This window comes from Priestia sp. 179-F W1.4 NHS (assembly GCF_045369295.1).
Lineage (GTDB): Bacteria > Bacillota > Bacilli > Bacillales > Bacillaceae_H > Priestia > Priestia zanthoxyli.
In genome coordinates this window covers 547,668-564,706 of sequence record NZ_JBIQFF010000001.1, presented here as the reverse complement: position 1 = coordinate 564,706, position 17,039 = coordinate 547,668, and the positions used below count along the sequence as shown (strand labels likewise).

At 39.1% G+C, this 17,039-nt stretch carries 18 protein-coding genes; all 18 read right to left on the bottom strand.

Annotation, left to right across the window (positions count from 1 at the left end; all coding sequences use genetic code 11):
• Positions 1-3: 3 nt before the first annotated feature.
• The 18 genes from trpA to ACH0CI_RS02825 all read right to left on the bottom strand — a co-directional run bounded on the left by trpA (position 4) and on the right by ACH0CI_RS02825 (position 17,030).
• Positions 4-819: a tryptophan synthase subunit alpha gene (gene trpA / locus ACH0CI_RS02910; protein WP_013084883.1), complete on the bottom strand. Its 816-nt coding sequence runs from the start codon at positions 817-819 to the stop codon at positions 4-6.
• Positions 806-2,020 carry a tryptophan synthase subunit beta gene (gene trpB / locus ACH0CI_RS02905; RefSeq protein WP_045292887.1) on the bottom strand — a complete coding sequence of 405 codons (1,215 nt, stop codon included), beginning with the start codon at positions 2,018-2,020 and terminating at the stop codon, positions 806-808. Before trpB ends, trpA begins: the two co-directional genes overlap by 14 nt.
• Positions 2,017-2,643: a phosphoribosylanthranilate isomerase gene (locus tag ACH0CI_RS02900; protein ID WP_406900852.1), complete on the bottom strand. Its 627-nt coding sequence runs from the start codon at positions 2,641-2,643 to the stop codon at positions 2,017-2,019. The genes trpB and ACH0CI_RS02900 overlap by 4 nt, the downstream gene beginning before the upstream one ends.
• Positions 2,633-3,400, bottom strand: coding sequence for an indole-3-glycerol phosphate synthase TrpC (gene trpC, locus ACH0CI_RS02895; RefSeq protein WP_406900851.1), 768 nt, complete (start codon positions 3,398-3,400; stop codon positions 2,633-2,635). The genes ACH0CI_RS02900 and trpC overlap by 11 nt, the downstream gene beginning before the upstream one ends.
• Positions 3,390-4,415: an anthranilate phosphoribosyltransferase gene (gene trpD, locus ACH0CI_RS02890; protein ID WP_028411502.1), complete on the bottom strand. Its 1,026-nt coding sequence runs from the start codon at positions 4,413-4,415 to the stop codon at positions 3,390-3,392. Before trpD ends, trpC begins: the two co-directional genes overlap by 11 nt.
• Entirely contained in the window at positions 4,408-5,922 is a 1,515-nt protein-coding gene (trpE, locus tag ACH0CI_RS02885; protein ID WP_406900850.1) for an anthranilate synthase component I, read from the bottom strand. The genes trpD and trpE overlap by 8 nt, the downstream gene beginning before the upstream one ends.
• A gap of 283 nt (positions 5,923-6,205) precedes the next feature.
• On the bottom strand, positions 6,206-7,288 hold the full coding sequence (gene aroB, locus ACH0CI_RS02880; protein ID WP_028411504.1) for a 3-dehydroquinate synthase: 1,083 nt from the start codon (positions 7,286-7,288) through the stop codon (positions 6,206-6,208).
• Positions 7,288-8,460, bottom strand: coding sequence for a chorismate synthase (aroC, locus tag ACH0CI_RS02875; protein ID WP_028411505.1), 1,173 nt, complete (start codon positions 8,458-8,460; stop codon positions 7,288-7,290). The genes aroB and aroC overlap by 1 nt, the downstream gene beginning before the upstream one ends.
• Positions 8,461-8,594: 134 nt before the next feature.
• Complete coding sequence (locus ACH0CI_RS02870; RefSeq protein ID WP_335707369.1) at positions 8,595-9,377, bottom strand: CheR family methyltransferase; 783 nt, start codon at positions 9,375-9,377, stop codon at positions 8,595-8,597.
• Positions 9,378-9,588: 211 nt separating this feature from the next.
• Positions 9,589-10,038 (bottom strand): nucleoside-diphosphate kinase, encoded by a 450-nt coding sequence (gene ndk / locus ACH0CI_RS02865; RefSeq protein WP_013059010.1) that lies wholly within the window; start codon positions 10,036-10,038, stop codon positions 9,589-9,591.
• Between the two features lie 115 nt (positions 10,039-10,153).
• Positions 10,154-11,119: a heptaprenyl diphosphate synthase component II gene (gene hepT, locus ACH0CI_RS02860; protein ID WP_335707368.1), complete on the bottom strand. Its 966-nt coding sequence runs from the start codon at positions 11,117-11,119 to the stop codon at positions 10,154-10,156.
• Positions 11,120-11,200: 81 nt separating this feature from the next.
• The gene (locus tag ACH0CI_RS02855; protein ID WP_013059012.1) at positions 11,201-11,905 is read right to left on the bottom strand and encodes a demethylmenaquinone methyltransferase; all 705 of its coding nucleotides are present in this window, start codon (positions 11,903-11,905) and stop codon (positions 11,201-11,203) included.
• A 4-nt stretch (positions 11,906-11,909) separates the two neighbouring features.
• Positions 11,910-12,701: a heptaprenyl diphosphate synthase component 1 gene (locus ACH0CI_RS02850; protein WP_230624662.1), complete on the bottom strand. Its 792-nt coding sequence runs from the start codon at positions 12,699-12,701 to the stop codon at positions 11,910-11,912.
• Positions 12,702-12,982: 281 nt separating this feature from the next.
• Positions 12,983-13,213: a trp RNA-binding attenuation protein MtrB gene (gene mtrB, locus ACH0CI_RS02845; RefSeq protein ID WP_028411509.1), complete on the bottom strand. Its 231-nt coding sequence runs from the start codon at positions 13,211-13,213 to the stop codon at positions 12,983-12,985.
• Positions 13,214-13,238: 25 nt separating this feature from the next.
• On the bottom strand, positions 13,239-13,805 hold the full coding sequence (folE, locus tag ACH0CI_RS02840) for a GTP cyclohydrolase I FolE (protein WP_013059015.1): 567 nt from the start codon (positions 13,803-13,805) through the stop codon (positions 13,239-13,241).
• A gap of 148 nt (positions 13,806-13,953) precedes the next feature.
• Positions 13,954-14,226, bottom strand: coding sequence for an HU family DNA-binding protein (locus ACH0CI_RS02835; protein ID WP_013059016.1), 273 nt, complete (start codon positions 14,224-14,226; stop codon positions 13,954-13,956).
• Between the two features lie 373 nt (positions 14,227-14,599).
• Positions 14,600-16,078, bottom strand: coding sequence for a stage IV sporulation protein A (gene spoIVA / locus ACH0CI_RS02830; protein WP_013059017.1), 1,479 nt, complete (start codon positions 16,076-16,078; stop codon positions 14,600-14,602).
• A 229-nt stretch (positions 16,079-16,307) separates the two neighbouring features.
• Positions 16,308-17,030 carry a hypothetical protein gene (locus tag ACH0CI_RS02825; RefSeq protein WP_028411510.1) on the bottom strand — a complete coding sequence of 241 codons (723 nt, stop codon included), beginning with the start codon at positions 17,028-17,030 and terminating at the stop codon, positions 16,308-16,310.
• Positions 17,031-17,039: the final 9 nt, after the last annotated feature.

The following is a 17,039-nucleotide window of genomic DNA, read 5'->3' as shown; positions in this document are numbered from 1 at the left end:
GTGTTACACCTCGCATTTTTGTATAGGCGAAACGATGGATGCAACATACTCCTCAATTTGATTTAATCCGTCTCGGCGTGTATCCTTATTTAAAAGAACTTGTTCAAGCTGGCCAATTTTATTAACAATTGCACTTCCGATTACAATGCCGTCGCTGTGTTCTTTTAATACCTCTACTTGTTCGCTTGTTGAAATCCCAAAACCGACGGCAACCGGTATAGAAGCTGCTGCTTTCACATCTTCTAAAAAGGTGCCAATATCAGCCGGCAGCGTAGAGCGAACCCCAGTAACGCCTAAAGACGACACGCAGTATAAGAAGCCCGTTGCATCTGCAGCAATTTTTTGAATACGCTCTTTAGATGTAGGAGCAACCATTGAAATGTACGCAACTTCATTTTCAGCGGCAAGCTCCCGGATACGGCCACTCTCTTCGTACGGTAAATCCGGAATTAGCACTCCATCTATTTCATTTTCTCGCATTAACGCGAAAAAGGATTCTAAACCTAATTGTAACACAGGATTAAAATAGGTAAAGAGAATTACCGGTATTTTCACACCTTTTTTTCTCATCACCGATACAAGCTTAATAGCTTTTGAAATAGACATGCCGCCAGATAAAGCTCTTTTGGACGCCTCTTGAATAATTGGACCATCTGCTAAAGGATCGGAATACGGTACGCCCAGCTCTAAAATAGAAGCACCTTGCTTTTGCAAAGACAAAGCAATCTCCACCGTTGCATCTTCATGAGGATCTCCTGCTGTAATAAATGGAATAAATAATGTTTCATGTTTAGGTAGTCTCGCTTCAAACGTATTCATGTTCTTCTTCCTTCCCTTCTAGCAAGTTTACTAATGTATGAACGTCCTTATCTCCTCGACCTGATAAGCAAATTAAAATGGTTTCTTCTTTCGTCATGCTTTTAGCCAGTTCAAATGCTTTTGCCAGCGCATGGGCGGATTCGATAGCCGGGATGATTCCCTCCGTTTTCGCCAGGAGCTGAAGAGCTTCGATTGATTCATCATCCGTTACACTTTCATATTCTACTCGTCCAATAGATGAAAGGTGAGAATGCTCTGGACCGATACCCGGATAATCCAAACCTGCTGAAATAGAATAAGGCTCTGTAATTTGACCATTTTCATCTTGAAGTAAATACGTGAGCGTTCCATGAATAACACCTTTTGTGCCTTTAGCCATTTTAGCAGCATGAAGAGCTGTATTTAGTCCTTTCCCCCCTGCTTCTACTCCAATCAAGCGTACATTTTCTTCTTTAATAAAATCATAAAACATACCGATTGCATTACTTCCGCCTCCGACGCATGCCACGACAGCATTCGGAAGTTTTCCTTCTACCGCTGTAAACTGTTCTTTTGCTTCTTCTCCAATAATTTTTTGGAAATCTCGAACCATTTTAGGATAAGGATGCGGTCCAATTGCCGAACCAATTAAGTAAAAATGATCTTCACAGTGTTGAACCCAGTAGCGGATTGCTTCATTTGTTGCATCTTTTAGCGTTTTTGTTCCAGAAGTTGCAGGAATGACTTCCGCGCCTAGAAGCTTCATGCGAAAGACGTTCAACGCCTGACGTTCAATATCTTCTTCTCCCATGAATACTTTACATTCCATTCCGAACTTTGCAGCTACTGTAGCTGTGGCTACCCCGTGCTGACCCGCTCCTGTTTCAGCAATAATTTTTGTTTTGCCCATCCGTTTAGCAAGTAAAATCTGTCCAATGGCATTGTTGATTTTGTGAGCACCCGTATGATTTAAGTCTTCACGTTTTAAATAAATTTTTGCCCCGCCGAGTGTTTCGGTAATATTATCAGCATATGTTAAAGCCGTTGGTCGTCCTGAGTAATTGACGAGTAAGGATAGATACTCATCTTTAAATGCCGGATCTTTCATTGCTTCATTCAAAGCTGCTTCTACTTCTTCAAGTGGTTTCATTAATGTTTCAGGTACGTATTTTCCGCCAAATTCACCAAAGCGGCCAAATTCATCAGGGTGATTGTATGTCATAGTATGATCTTCCTTTCAATCTCTATAATTTTTGTATAGTCCTTCGTTCCATTTGTTTCAATACCGCCAGAAATATCAATCGCCCCAGGCTTGTAGGGTAACAAGTTCTCAATGTTAAAAGCATTGATTCCTCCAGCAATAAAGCATTTTTTACCTAACTTTCGTGCAGCTGATTCATACTGAGGAACGAAGCTCCAATCAAAAGCGACGCCCGTTCCTCCGAATTGTTCTTTAACCTTGCTGTCAATTACATAACCGTCAGCTTCTTCATATACATGCATTTGCTGCAGCGTATCTTTATTGTGCGGGAGTGCTTTCCATACTTCATATCCACGCTGCTTTAACTCACGTACTTCAGCAGCTGTTTCTTGCCCGTGGCACTGAATCACATCTAAATTTGTCACGGAGGCAATTTCAAGTATTTGATCCACCGGTGTATTAACAAATACCCCTACTAACGCGACTTGTTTTTTTATTTCATCCGTTACAAACTCATTTACTCGTTCAGGCTTTACATATCGTTTACTTTTAGGGTAGAAAATAAAGCCAATGTGAGTAGCAGCCGACTTTTCGATTAAAGCTATATCTTGTTTTGATCGAATACCGCAGTACTTAATAAGCATATTCACTTTCCCCAAACAGCTTTTTAATCGCTTTGGTTTGATTATCCTGTCTCATAAGCGATTCTCCTACTAAAATAGCTTTTGCTCCGGCTTCTTTTACGTAGGAAACATCATCGTATAAGTAAATCCCGCTTTCACTTACTAAAAGCTGATCTTTCGGCACGTGCTTAGCGATTTCTTTTGTCTGCTGCACGCTGGTTTCAAACGTATGAAGATTTCGATTATTAATCCCGATAATCTTCGGTGTAAATACAGCTAACAGCTGTTCAAGCGTTTCTAAAGAATGCACTTCTACTAAACAATCTAACTCTTTTTTAGCAGCTTGAAGATAAAGCTCTTGCAATTTTAATGGTTCAAGTGCTTCTCCGATGAGTAAAATAGCATCGGCACCGATTCTTGCACTTTCTTCCACTTGAATGGAATCAATGATGAAATCCTTACGAAGCACAGGAATAGAGACATGCTGTTTAATATCACTTAAAAACGTTCGGTGTCCTTGAAAATAGTGCTGATCCGTTAACACAGACAAAGCATCTGCTTTTCCTTCCTCGTAGGCTTTAGCAATTTCCACAGGCTGAAAATTCTCCTTTATTAATCCTTTGGAAGGAGAGGCTTTTTTTACTTCTGCAATAAGAGCCAGCTCTCGATTTGGATTTGATAAAGCTTCTAAAAATGATCGTTTTGTAACATTTTGCTGTTCGGGTAACTGTAGGTTTTGAATTTCTTCTTTTTTTGTTTCAATAATTTTATTGAGCATGTTCAACCACCTTTTTCGATTTCAATCGTTGTAATTGCGTGTATGCAGCACCTGATTCAATTGTTTCTAAAGCTACAGCTACTCCTTCTTCAAAAGTAGAAACGTTTCCGCTAACGTAAATAGCTGCAGCAGAGTTCAACACGACTGCATTTTTAGCAGTTACATTACTTTTATTTAAAAATAGCGATTCAATGAGCTCTGCACTCGATTTCGCGTCTTCTACCACCAAGTCTTCAAGCTTACCTCTCTGTAAGTGTACATCCTCTGGTGCAAGCGTATATTCTGTAATAACATTGTCTTGCACTTCTACAATATCCGTTACATCCGTGGCACTAATTTCATCCAAACCGTCCCTGCCCGCAACGAGAAGAACGTGGTTAGCTCCCAGTACAACAAGCGCTTCTGCTAATTTCCGTGCAAGCTCAATAGAGTAAACGCCAATTACTTGCTTTGTGCAATTAGTAGGGTTTGCTAACGGACCTAATGCATTAAAAACGGTTCTAAACCCTAATTCCTTTCGAGTAGCAGCAACGTGCTTCATAGCAGGGTGATAAAGCGGCGCAAATAAAAAGGACATGTTGAGGTCAGACACCGCATTTTTCACTTCTTTTTCATTTCCTTGAATCCATATATCCAGATGTTCTAACACGTCTGCACTTCCGCTTTTAGAAGACACCGCGCGATTCCCATGTTTCGCAACCTTTACTCCAGCAGCAGATGCCACAATCGCACTAGCCGTCGAAATATTAAACGTAGAGGCGCCGTCTCCTCCCGTACCGCACGTATCTACTACGTTTAATTCTTCTAGAGAAATAGCATTCATGTTGTTTTTCATACCCCGGACAAAACCAACAATTTCATCGACGGTTTCTCCTCGGTACGTTAAAATGGTTAGCACGCTAGCAATTTGAGCTGCCGGGACTTTACCGTTCATAATATCATTCATAATTTTTTCTGCTTCTTCTGCTGAAAGTGACTCGCCGCGCAAACACTTTTTCAACAATTCTTTAAACATATACATCCTCCTTTTTATCGTAGATGTCTTGAGCTAATTGAATTGTTTTAATTAAAGCGCTAGCTTTATTGCGGGTTTCTTTCCACTCAAGCTCCGGTTTTGAGTCAGCAACCACTCCTGCTCCAGCCTGTATATAAGCGGTTTGGTCTTTCAAAAGAATGGTACGAATTGCAATGCACGAATCAATGTTTCCATCAAATCCGAGATATGCTACGGTTCCTGCATATACATTTCGCGCAACTGGTTCAATTTCATTTAAGATTTGCATCGCCCGCACTTTTGGAGCGCCAGATACGGTACCCGCTGGAAATGCAGAAAGCAGCGCATCAATAGGATGTACTTTTTCATCTAGGCGTCCTGTCACTTTAGAAATCAAGTGCATGACGTGCGAAAAGTTAACCTGCTGCATTAATACAGGCGTTTGGACACTTCCATACTGTGCAACTCGGCCGATGTCATTTCTTGCTAAGTCCACGAGCATATAGTGTTCTGCCCGCTCTTTTTCATCGTTAATTAAGTCTTCATACAGGCGCGCATCTTCTTCTGCATCTCTGCCGCGTCTTCTCGTTCCTGCAATTGGATGAATTTCTAAATGGCCGTTTTCAATTTGAATCAACCGCTCAGGGGAACTTCCAATCAATTCCACTCCCTTTACTTTCACGTAAAATAAATAAGGAGATGGATTAATTAATCGCAATACTCTGTAAATATCAAATCCAGCTACGGTCGTATCAATTTGAAATCTCTGCGACAATACGGCTTGAAAAACATCTCCGCTTTTAATGTATTCCTTAATTTTTTCCACATCTTGCACAAATTTATCTTTTTGGTATGACGATGTCACGCCTTCAAAGCTAACTTCGCGCTGCTCGCTTTCAAACATCATTGGCTTTTCTTTCACCGTCTGCGCTATTCTTTCAACATATCGATTGATCTCTGCTAGAGCTTCATCATGTTTTTCTTTTTTCTGCTGTTCTTTATCTTGCTCATCAAGCTGAATGTAGTGAATCACCATAAGCTCTTTTGTTTGGTGATTATAAGCGAGCATCGTTTGACAATAGATAAAGTGAAAAGTAGGCATGTTCAAATCGTTTTGGGCATGTACGTTTACTTTTTCAATTTGCGATACTGCGTCGTAGCTGATAAACCCTACTGCTCCTCCTTTAAAAGGAAGTGCAAGATCTGGTACTTTCACTTTCAGCTCTTGCTGAATTTTACAAAATACCTCTTTAAAGCTGTCTCCTTGGAGCACAGGTTGAAGCTGCTTGTTTTTTGCTAGATAGGTTCCGTTCTCTTCTTCTACATACAAAAACGGATTCAAGCCAATAAAAGAATAATTGGACCATGGTGATGATTCATCATTGCTTTCAAGCAAATATACAGCTTCATCTTTTACTTGCTGAAAAAGATCAACAGGTGTCATGCTATCGATAAATATTTTTTTTATGATTGGAATGGTTAAATACTTTGTAGAGTCTTCTAAAAAAGAAGTATACGTGTTCGTCATATCTTTCAATCCTCCATTTCATGGAGAATGAGAATAGATGAGGTTATATAAAAGAGGATATAATAAATAAACCCAAAGACACATCAAAAATGGGCCTTTGGGTATACGAATGGTAAAATTCACTCAACTAAACTCTGCTCAACTGTCTCATTCTCGTCTACCCTAATCTCAACTAAACTGTCTATTTTTTTCTCATAACTAAAATCTCTAAACTAACTTGTTACCAATTGTAGTACGTTTCAAATTCATTTGTCAACTACTATCTACTTGGCTTTTGAAGAAACTACGCTTGAAGCTCTTCATTCAGCAGCTTAAGAATCACTTCATCTTCTACTTGTTGAACAAAAGGTTTTCCTACGCCTTCAAGCAGTACCATATGAACATTGCTTGATTTGGACTTCTTGTCTGCTTTCATTCTCACGAGCAGCTTTTCAGCTGAAAGGTGGTTTGGAACAGACGTCTCATAGCCAAATTTTTCAAACCATTTCGCAATTTCAGCTACAGGGAACTCGCTTTTCCCAAGCGTATTGCTGACTTTCATAGCAAACAGCATCCCAATGGCTACGCCTTCTCCGTGACTGATTTGTCCATAGCCGCACTCTGCTTCGATCGCATGACCTAACGTATGTCCAAAGTTCAAGTGGGCGCGAACGCCAGCTTCTGTCTCATCTTCTTTTACAACAGATGCTTTGACTAAAATACCGCTTTGAATAGCATAAATTAATTTTTCATCTTGTAAATCAGTCAGCGATTGTATATTTTGCTGAAGCCATTCATAAAATGCTTCATCGTGAATAAAAGCATGTTTAATCACTTCTGCAAAACCAGAACGCCACTCTCTTTCAGGAAGCGTTTTAAGAAGATCAATGTCATAAACAACCGCTTCAGGCTGATAAAAAGCGCCAATCATATTTTTTCCAAGCTCATGATTAATGGCTACTTTACCGCCTACAGCACTATCGTGAGCAAGAAGCGTCGTTGGCACTTGAATAAACGAAACCCCTCTCATGTATGTAGCGGCTACAAATCCAGCTAAATCGCCAACTACCCCTCCGCCGAAAGCAATAACGAGCGCATTGCGGTCAAGCTGCTGCTCGAGTGCAAAAGTCTGACAATCGTAGTAATGTTGAAATGACTTTGCGTGTTCACCGCTTGGTACTACGTATTTAGCCACTTTAAACTGCGTCTCAATCGCTTTTACAACCGCTTCTCCATAATATGAATCTACAGCTGAATCAGTGATGATTAACACCGACGACAGATTAGGTTTTACACTCTCAATAATAGAAGGCAGCTTTTCAATTAATCCATTTCCTAAATAAAGAGGATATGTTTTGGATAAAGTTTGAATATCAATTTGCAACATTAAAACTCCCTCGCATGTACACGCATTTTCTCAATATTTTCAGCAATTAAATCAATTCGGTCTTGTCCAAACTGTTCGATTAGCGCATCAGCCAATTCCCAAGCTACAACGGCTTCTGCTACAACGCTTGCTGCCGGCACAGCACAGCTGTCTGAACGTTCGATGCTTGCCTCGAAGGCTTCTTTTGTTTCAATATCAACACTTTTTAACGGCTTGTAAAGCGTTGGAATAGGTTTCATTACACCGCGTACTACAATTGGCATACCTGTTGTCATGCCACCTTCAAAGCCGCCTAAGTTGTTTGTTTTACGGGTATATCCATTCTCTTCATCCCATAGAATTTCGTCATGAACTTCGCTTCCTGGTCTGCGAGCCGCTTCAAATCCAATCCCAAACTCAACGCCTTTAAATGCATTAATGCTCATAACAGCTGCAGCAATCTTCGCATCTAATTTACGATCGTAATGGACATAGCTGCCCACTCCTGCTGGCACGCCTTCAATAATAACTTCTACTACGCCTCCGATCGAATCGCCGTTTTTCTTAGCATCATCGATTGCTTGCATCATGTCTTTCTCAACAGCTGAGTCAAAACATCTTACTGGAGAAGCTTCAGTGACTTCTTGAAGTTCCTCTAAGCTTTTGTATTGAGGAGGATTTGCCTGTACGCCGCCAATTTCTAATACATGTCCAGCTACAGAAATCCCGAACTGAGCAAGGATTTGACGAGCCACAGCACCTGCTGCTACCCTTACAGTTGTTTCACGAGCTGAAGAGCGTTCTAATACATTTCTCATATCGCGATGACCATATTTAATAGCGCCGTTTAAATCGGCATGCCCTGGTCTTGGTCTTGAGATTTTACGCTTTACTTCTTCTGATTCTTCTTCAGAAATTGGCTCGATGCCCATAATTTTTGTCCAGTGTTTCCAGTCGTTATTTTCTACCGCTAACGTAATAGGAGATCCTAGCGTATAGCCGTGGCGAACACCGCTTAAAATTTCCGCTTGATCTTTTTCAATTTGCATACGTCTTCCGCGCCCATGACCTTTTTGTCTTCGCGCTAAATCTGTATTGATGTCTTCGGCTGTTAAAGGAAGCCCTGCGGGAACACCCTCTAAAATAGTAGTCAACTGTGGACCATGTGATTCTCCTGCTGTTAAATATCGCATAATCGTACCTCCGCTTAATATGTATTATTCGTCAGAATTTTTCCATTTTTAAATATGACTATACCATACTATAACATAAGAATATATAAAAAGTTTCACCTCAGCTTGTAAGAAATCGCTTCAGGTTATCTCAATTAAATGGTCTTTACTTTTCTGTAAAAAAACGTATCAGCCGTTTCAAACCCATACTTTTGCGGAGTGAAAATCTGCTCTGTGCTCCCTACAAATAAGATGCCTCCAGGTGCTAAAGCTCTGCTAAACTTTTCATATAAAGCATGCTTTGCTTCATCGGTAAAATAAATAAGCACGTTTCGACAAACAATCAAGTCAACGTTTTTAGGAAAAGAGTCTGACAGTAAGTTATGTTTTTGAAAAATAACTGTTTTTTTGATTTTTTCATCTAATAAGTACCCGGTTCCTCTTTGTTGAAAGTACTTGTTTTTCATCGAAACAGGCATTTCCTGAAGTGAACGTTCATCATAAAAGCCTATTTTTGCTTTTTCTATCACTTTTTCATCCAGATCGGTCGCCAATATAGAAATACGCCAAAGCGGAAAAAATGTTGATAAAACCATCGCTAGTGTATACGGCTCTTCCCCTGTTGAACAGGCAGCGCTCCACACTTTCAGATCTGATTTTCCTTTTAAAAGAGTCGGTAAAATTTTTTGCTCCAATATATCCCACCGCTGATAGTTGCGATAAAACTCTGACACGTTAATCGTCATCCGATCTAAAAACTCCTCAAGCAGTTCGTTGTTACTGTTCATTGCTCGATAATATTCAAAAAAACTAGAAAAACCTTTTTTTTCATACAGCGAGGTGAGGCGGCGGTGCATTTGAGACTGCTTATATAGTGATAAATCAATGCCTGTTTTTGTTTTTATTTTTTCCACAAACGCGTCGTATTCATCTATCATTTTTGACTCTCCTTTCTCATTCCTATACGTTTATGTTAGACGTATAAAGAAATAAAACCTTTATATACGCTTATCTTCTTATTAATATATCGGAATACATTATGAAAATGTTTATGCGGGGAAATCTTTGCACTTAATAGCCTAGAAGCCTATTTATACACACAATAAAAAAGACGAATGAAAATTCATTCGTCTTTTTGCGCTATCTAAATTAGTAAATCCAAGCGTCTGCGTCTTTTTTATAGAAAGTCAACTCTTCACTTTCAAAGAATAAGCTGATTTCACGCTCCGCACTTTCTGGTGAATCTGAGCCGTGAATAATATTCTTATCCACAATCAGTCCATAATCACCTCGAATAGTTCCAGGAAGCGCTTCTTGAGGGTTAGTTTTCCCCACCATTTGACGTGATACTGAAATCACGTTTTCACCTTCCCATACCATAGCAAAAACTGGACCTGATGTGATAAATTTCACTAACTCACCGAAGAAAGGTTTCTCTTTATGTTCACCATAGTGTGTTTCAGCTAATTCCTGCGAAATATGCATAAGCTTAGCTCCAACTAATTGAAAACCTTTTTTCTCAAAGCGAGAAATAACCTCACCAATAATGCTTCTTTGTACCCCGTCTGGTTTGACCATTAAAAACGTTTTTTGTATCATTTTACTCTCCACCCCTGAAGTTCATGATATGTAAACAAGTTTTGAAAGCGCAATCACACCTCATGAAGATATTAACATTGTTTCGAGCAGTTTACAACTTATGAAAGTAAATAAATCAAAATTTCCGTTTTCCAATGTACTTCGCAATTTGATGCAGCGTTTTTTTCGCCTTGTTTGGCGGCAGTTCTTCTAAAATGCTCATCGCTTTTTGCAGATAACGATCGCTCATCTCAAATGAACGTTCAATGGCGTTAGAAGATTTAATATCAGAAATAATTTCATCGATCAGCTCTTGCTCATATTCCCTCTCGAAAAGCTGTTCTACTTTATCTCGAAACTCAGCATTTTCAATGGCATACAAAACTGGCAGCGTAATATTTCCTTGCAGTAAGTCGCTGCCAACTGGTTTCCCAAGCTGTTCTTCTGATGAGATAAAATCTAAAATGTCATCGGTAATTTGAAATGACATTCCCACGTAATATCCAAACCAAAATAAACGTTTATGTATATCTTCAGGAGCTCCCGCTGCAATTGCGCCTAACTGACAGCTTGCAGCAATTAGCAGTGCCGTTTTACGTTTAATTCTACGCAGATACACGCGTAAGTTTTGGTTTAGGTTGTATTTGTCCTTAATCTGTTCAATTTCACCGAGCGTTAATTCCACCATCGTATTAGATAAAATTTTATGTGCTTCCACATCTTTAACCTCACTCATAACTTCAAGTGCACGAGCAAAGATGTAATCCCCTGTATACATAGCAATACGATTGTCCCATTTTGCCTTAATTGTTTGTTTTCCCCGTCGCTTATCAGCGTCATCAATAACATCATCATGAACAAGAGACGCCATATGAATCAGCTCAAGCGCTACTGCCACATGTTTGATTTGGTCGATATTGTAATGCCCAAATTTAGCTGCCAACAAAACAAATACAGGGCGAATTCGTTTCCCCCCTGCTTGTAAAAGGTGAAGAGAAGCATCTGTGATAAGTGTTTCATCGGTATGAACAGTTTGTTCAAGTTCTTTCTCAATAAGGGTAATATCCGTATTCAAAAAAGCGTACATCATTTTTAGTTTCATTGGACTCACCTTGCATTATATATTCATTCTTTACTCCTTATCCTACAGGCTGTAGCACCTGTAGGACAAGCTTTTTCTCTTTTATCGTTTGTACCCTAGATGCATCGCCGCTACTCCACCTGTGTAAGATTTCACTTCAACATCTGTCAAACCGGCTTCACGGAACATATCAGCCAATTGCTTTTGACCTGGAAAGTCCCTAGCTGACTCTTGAAGCCATGAATATTCATCATAGCTTTTAGCGACCATCTTTCCAAGCGCAGGCATAATATACTTAAAATAAAGCAAGTACATTTGTCGGTAACCAATCATCGTTGGCTGAGACGTTTCAAGGCAAACCACTTTTCCGCCAGGTTTCACGACGCGCTGCATTTCCTTTAAAACTTGAAGGTAATCGGGCACGTTGCGCAGTCCGAATCCAATCGTTACATAGTCAAATGAATTATCTTCAAAAGGAAGCTCCATTGCATTGCCATGTAATAAAGTAATATTTGAAAAAGGTGAGTTTTTTACTTTCTCTTCACCAATCTTTAGCATATTTTGACTAAAATCCAGGCCAACTGCCTCTCCTGTTTCTCCAACTGCTTCAGCCATAGCTAGCGTCCAATCCGCAGTTCCGCAACAAACATCTAAAGCTTTTGTTCCTTTTTGAACATTCATTCGCTTCATCGTATCTTTGCGCCATGCCTTATGACGCTGAAAACTAATAACAGAATTCATTTGATCATAATTTTTGTATATTTTTTCAAATACGCCATGGACACGCTGTTCTTTTGATTGCTGCATATCTCTATCCTTCTCCTACGACATTTTTCAACACTTCTAAGCTAGATGTAAGTTCATCTAAGTGCTCTCTTAAAAACTCATTCATCGCAAATTCACTTCGTAAGTACCCTCTAACAATATTTACAGACTGTTGAGTATACGAATAAAGGTATTCTTTTATTTGTTCTTGATTCATGCCAATTTGTTTGCAATAGTTTAGCAAGAGAGTAGGCTCTTTATGCTGTAATGACTTTAATTGCTTTAATATCCCATTCAAATACGCTGCATGTTTTAAAAGTTCTTTCCACTCTTCACGTTCAAAATAGTCACATAAGCATCTTACAAACGATGATTCTGCTGCTAAAAAACTATTCATAACGTCGTGTGGATTAGTAGAGCGATTGTTATAAATGTGTATCTTAGCGATATTAATTTCTTTAATAGCAGATGCTATAACTTTCATTAAATTCAGCTGGCTGCTTTGAGCTAAATAGTAATAGTACAGGCCGCTGTAATAATCTCCGGCCAAAACTACCAGCTGCCTCTCATGCAGCTTCCCTTCATTTCCGCTAACATTTTGAGTGGAGACTAGATCGTGGGTATCAAGTGCGGTTTGAACGAGCATCACAGATAGCACAGAGCTGTTCTTTTTTTCTTCTTCCATTGAAAGAGTATCTAAGAACGAACACATGTACAGTAATCTATTTTCATCAATACGCGGATGATGAATATATTTTTTTACATATGGATGACTTAATTCAACATGAAGCTGTTCTTTCATGTTGGCCACAATATCATAGATGGTTTTTACGCTCATCATCCTTGTCTCCCTTTCCATCACTATTTGTTTAAAGTTCTTTTAACTCCAAATCGATAGTGTCAATTATAACATAATTACATTATAAAATATCCTTTAAATTCTTTTGAAGCTTTTTCACGGTTTAAATCCTTTAGCTGCTCATCCGCTTGAACACCGTTCATCTACATACCATCTTGATTTCTTAGACAGTAATTTAAGATATTGCTTTTAGTTTCACCATGTTTTTCCTGTTCTTATTCATTTATTTTAAATATAAATAAAAGCAGGAAAATCCCTGCTTATTTTTTCGTATCGGATTCAATTTCTCCGTGAACAGTCTGAACGACGGCTTTGCCACGAATTTTAATTGCGGATGTATGCTCAGTAAACTGCGCAATCATCACTTCGCCTTTATCTAGTTTTTCTGAATGATGAAATCGCGTATCTGCTCCTCGCGTTAAGCCAATTACGTTAACTCCATCTTCGACCGCTTTAATGACAATATACTCTGGCGTTCCTTTTTGTGTCATATTCTCTTCTCCTTCATCATCCACATTATGATTTAATCAATGATAAAACTTCAGCTCTAGAACTTGCATCGTGTTCTAACACTCCACGCACAGCAGAAGTGATTGTCATAGCTCCAGGCTTTTTAATGCCTCGCATGGTCATACACATGTGCTCTGCTTCCACTACTACCATTACCCCGTGCGGCTCTAATGTTTCTACAATAGAATCCGCCACTGTAGATGTAATTCTCTCCTGAAGCTGAGGACGTTTCGCAACAGCTTCTACCGCTCTTGCCAGCTTACTTAAACCGGTCACTCGTCCGCCTTTTGGAATATACGCAACATGAGCTTTTCCGTAAAAAGGCACTAAGTGGTGTTCACACATAGAGTAAAAAGGAATATCTTTTACAAGCACTAGCTCTTCATGATCTTCTCCAAAAACTGTTTTAAAATGCTCTTTTGGATCTTCATTCAACCCGGAAAAGACTTCCTCATACATTTTAGCTACTCGCTTTGGTGTATCTAATAATCCTTCACGGTTTGGATCTTCGCCAATTGCTTCTAAAATTAGTCTCACAGCTTGTTCGATCTGTGGTTTATTTACAGATGACATGTTGTTGCCCTCCAATTCGTTGCATTACGACTTTATGAAAAAAATTCTAGCATATGTATATACCAAAGGCAAAAAAGAAAGGTCGCAAATGTGCGACCTTTCAAAGCTCTTCATCAACGGCTATGAATAAAGCCATTTTATGTAGATATTATTTTACAGCATCTTTAAGAGCTTTACCTGGTTTGAATGCAGGAACTTTGCTAGCAGGAATTTCGATTTCTTCGCCAGTTTGTGGATTGCGTCCTTTACGAGCAGCACGTTCACGTACTTCGAAGTTACCAAAACCGATAAGTTGAACTTTGTCCTCAGCTTTTAAAGCTTCTAAAATTGTATCGAAAACAGCATCAACTGCTTTTGTAGCATCCTTTTTTGAAAGCTCACTTGCTTCTGCAACAGCATTAATTAATTCTGTCTTGTTCATGCCATTCACCTCCTCCCAAAATCGGATCATATAATAACTAAAAACCTTGTTAGAAAAGGAATCTAGTAATTCGTTATATCTCATTCTTTAACAAAACAAATGGATATTATACATAACCTATGTATCGACAAGCCTAATCATAAACGATTGAACTAAATAATTCAATGTTTTTCATTCATCTGCCGTATGTATGTAGTGAAAACAGTATGATCGATCGATTTCTGTTAAAAGATTAACATATTGAACAAGGCATAGCAAGCAGAAAATAACGCAGGAATAGGATAACCACGCGATCTATCACAATATATGTAAAGTTTTGTATGATCTATCCAAAAAGAAGAGGCTCCTTTATGAGGAGCCTAACCTTATATTCTTATAAAATAATCGCGATTAAACCTCCAGATCCTTCGTTAATAATCCGTTCTAGCGTTTCTTTTAACTTATATCGCGCATTTTCAGGCATCAGCGACAGCTTTCCTTGAATCCCTTCTCTTACGATTGAACTTAGAGAGCGGCCAAATATATCTGAATTCCAAATTGAAAGCGGATCATCTTCAAAGTCTTGCATCAAATAACGAACTAATTCTTCGCTTTGCTTCTCCGTTCCGATAATCGGCGCAAATTCTGATTCTACATCCACTTTAATCATGTGTATAGAAGGTGCCACTGCTTTTAAACGAACTCCAAAACGCGATCCTTGGCGAATAATTTCAGGTTCATCAAGGCTCATATCTGAAAGCGAAGGTGCAGCTACACCATAACCCGTTTGCTTAACCATGCGAAGTGCATCAGAGACTTGATCATACTCGGTTTTTGCATGCACAAAGTCTTGCATTAACTGCAGCAAATGATCTCTTCCGCGAATTTCTACTCCCACGATTTCTTTCAAAATCTGATCATATAAGTCATCTGGAGCGTATAAGTCAATTTCGGCAATCCCCTGCCCCATCTCAATTCCGGCTAATCGAGCCTGATCGATAAACTCAAACTGGCTAAATTGCTCTACTACCCGTTCAACGTCTCTCAGTCTCTTAATATCTTTTACCGTTTCTTTAACGGCTTCTTGATAGCTTTCACGCAGCCAATGTTTATCTTTTAAAACCATTACCCAGCTTGGTAGATTAACGTTGACTTCTAATACAGGGAACTCGTATAGTGCTTCTCTTAATACGTTCATCACATCAGTATCGCGCATGCTTTCCACACTCATCGCTAATACTGGGATATCATATTTTTCATTAAGCTTTGCACGAAGCTTTTCTGTATCGGGATGATATGGCTGTACGGTATTAATAACCATGATAAAGGGTTTGCCTACTTCTTTTAGCTCATTAATGACGCGCTCTTCTGCTTCCACGTAATCTTGACGAGGTATATCTCCAATTGAGCCATCTGTTGTAATGACGACACCAATCGTTGAGTGTTCTTGAATGACCTTTCTCGTTCCAATTTCAGCCGCTTCGTGAAATGGAATTGGTTCTTCATACCAAGGTGTATTGATCATTCGAGGTCCATTTTCATCTTCGTACCCTTTAGCGCCTGGCACTGTATATCCTACACAATCTACTAACCGTATGTTAACTTCTAGCCCGTCATCTACCAAAACATTGACTGCTTGATTCGGTACGAATTTTGGCTCAGTTGTCATAATCGTTTTTCCAGCTGCACTTTGTGGTAGTTCATCTTGTGTGCGAGCTCTTTCTGCCTCGTTCTCGATGTGAGGCAGGACCACCAGCTCCATAAACTTTTTAATAAATGTAGATTTTCCTGTTCGAACTGCTCCCACCACACCTAAATATATATCGCCTCCTGTACGTTCAGCGATATCTTTAAATACATCCACCTTTTCCAAAAGATCCCCTCCGATCTATGAGTTCATGGAATATGACATCCATTGCGAGAGTAAATTAGGACACTATATAGTTATGACGTTGTCCTATTAAAATATGACTTTTGATAGAAAAATTTATGATTTTTTTCATGCACATGCTGACTTAGTCATTCTGATTTTTATTATTGGTGTACAAGAAAGAGAAAACCCCTTCTCTCTGAATATTATTCAAGGAGAAGGGGTTCATGACTTATTTTTTAAAAAATATTGGTTCATTCTTATCGTTAACTGTATAAGGAAGAGAATAAGCAGGTACAAAATCACTGTTTTCCACAAGGAGCTTTCGGATATCTTCACCCGGTTTGTAGGAGCTTTTATGCTTTTGAATGGCATCATACAAATCAGGACGATAATCTACAAATACATCTCCCTGCCCATTAACAATTAAAGAAAGACTATTCCCTGTATACGGGCTAGTAACGACAGGGGGTTCTTTCATATTCAATTTCTTATAGTTAATAGAGAATACGCCGGGAGCGATGACGTCTTTAAACGGTACGTACCCTTTATGGTTTTGACGGTATATATTCAAATGTACATTAACATCTTGAATCGTATCCGCCATCCGTAAGTCTAATAATTTAACCGTGGGCTTTGTTTCTGCATCCACAAGCACGTACGCAAATATCCCTCCGCTTTCATACGAATTCCCAGGTGCGTCTTGCATGTATCTAGGAACAATTTTCGTAAAGTCAATCGGATATTTTTGATAAATCGGCGTGTCCATATCTTTCGTTTTTATCGGCAATAAGCCTCCGCTTTCTTCTTTAAATTGATCAACGGCTGTTTGTACGGAAGCAACTTGATCTTTATAAGGAACTTGATTTTGAGACATTCTTTCCGTCGGGTATAAACAACCGGATAATACAAAAATGGTTAACCCAACAATAGACGTTAACATGAATTTTTTCATTTTCCTCAC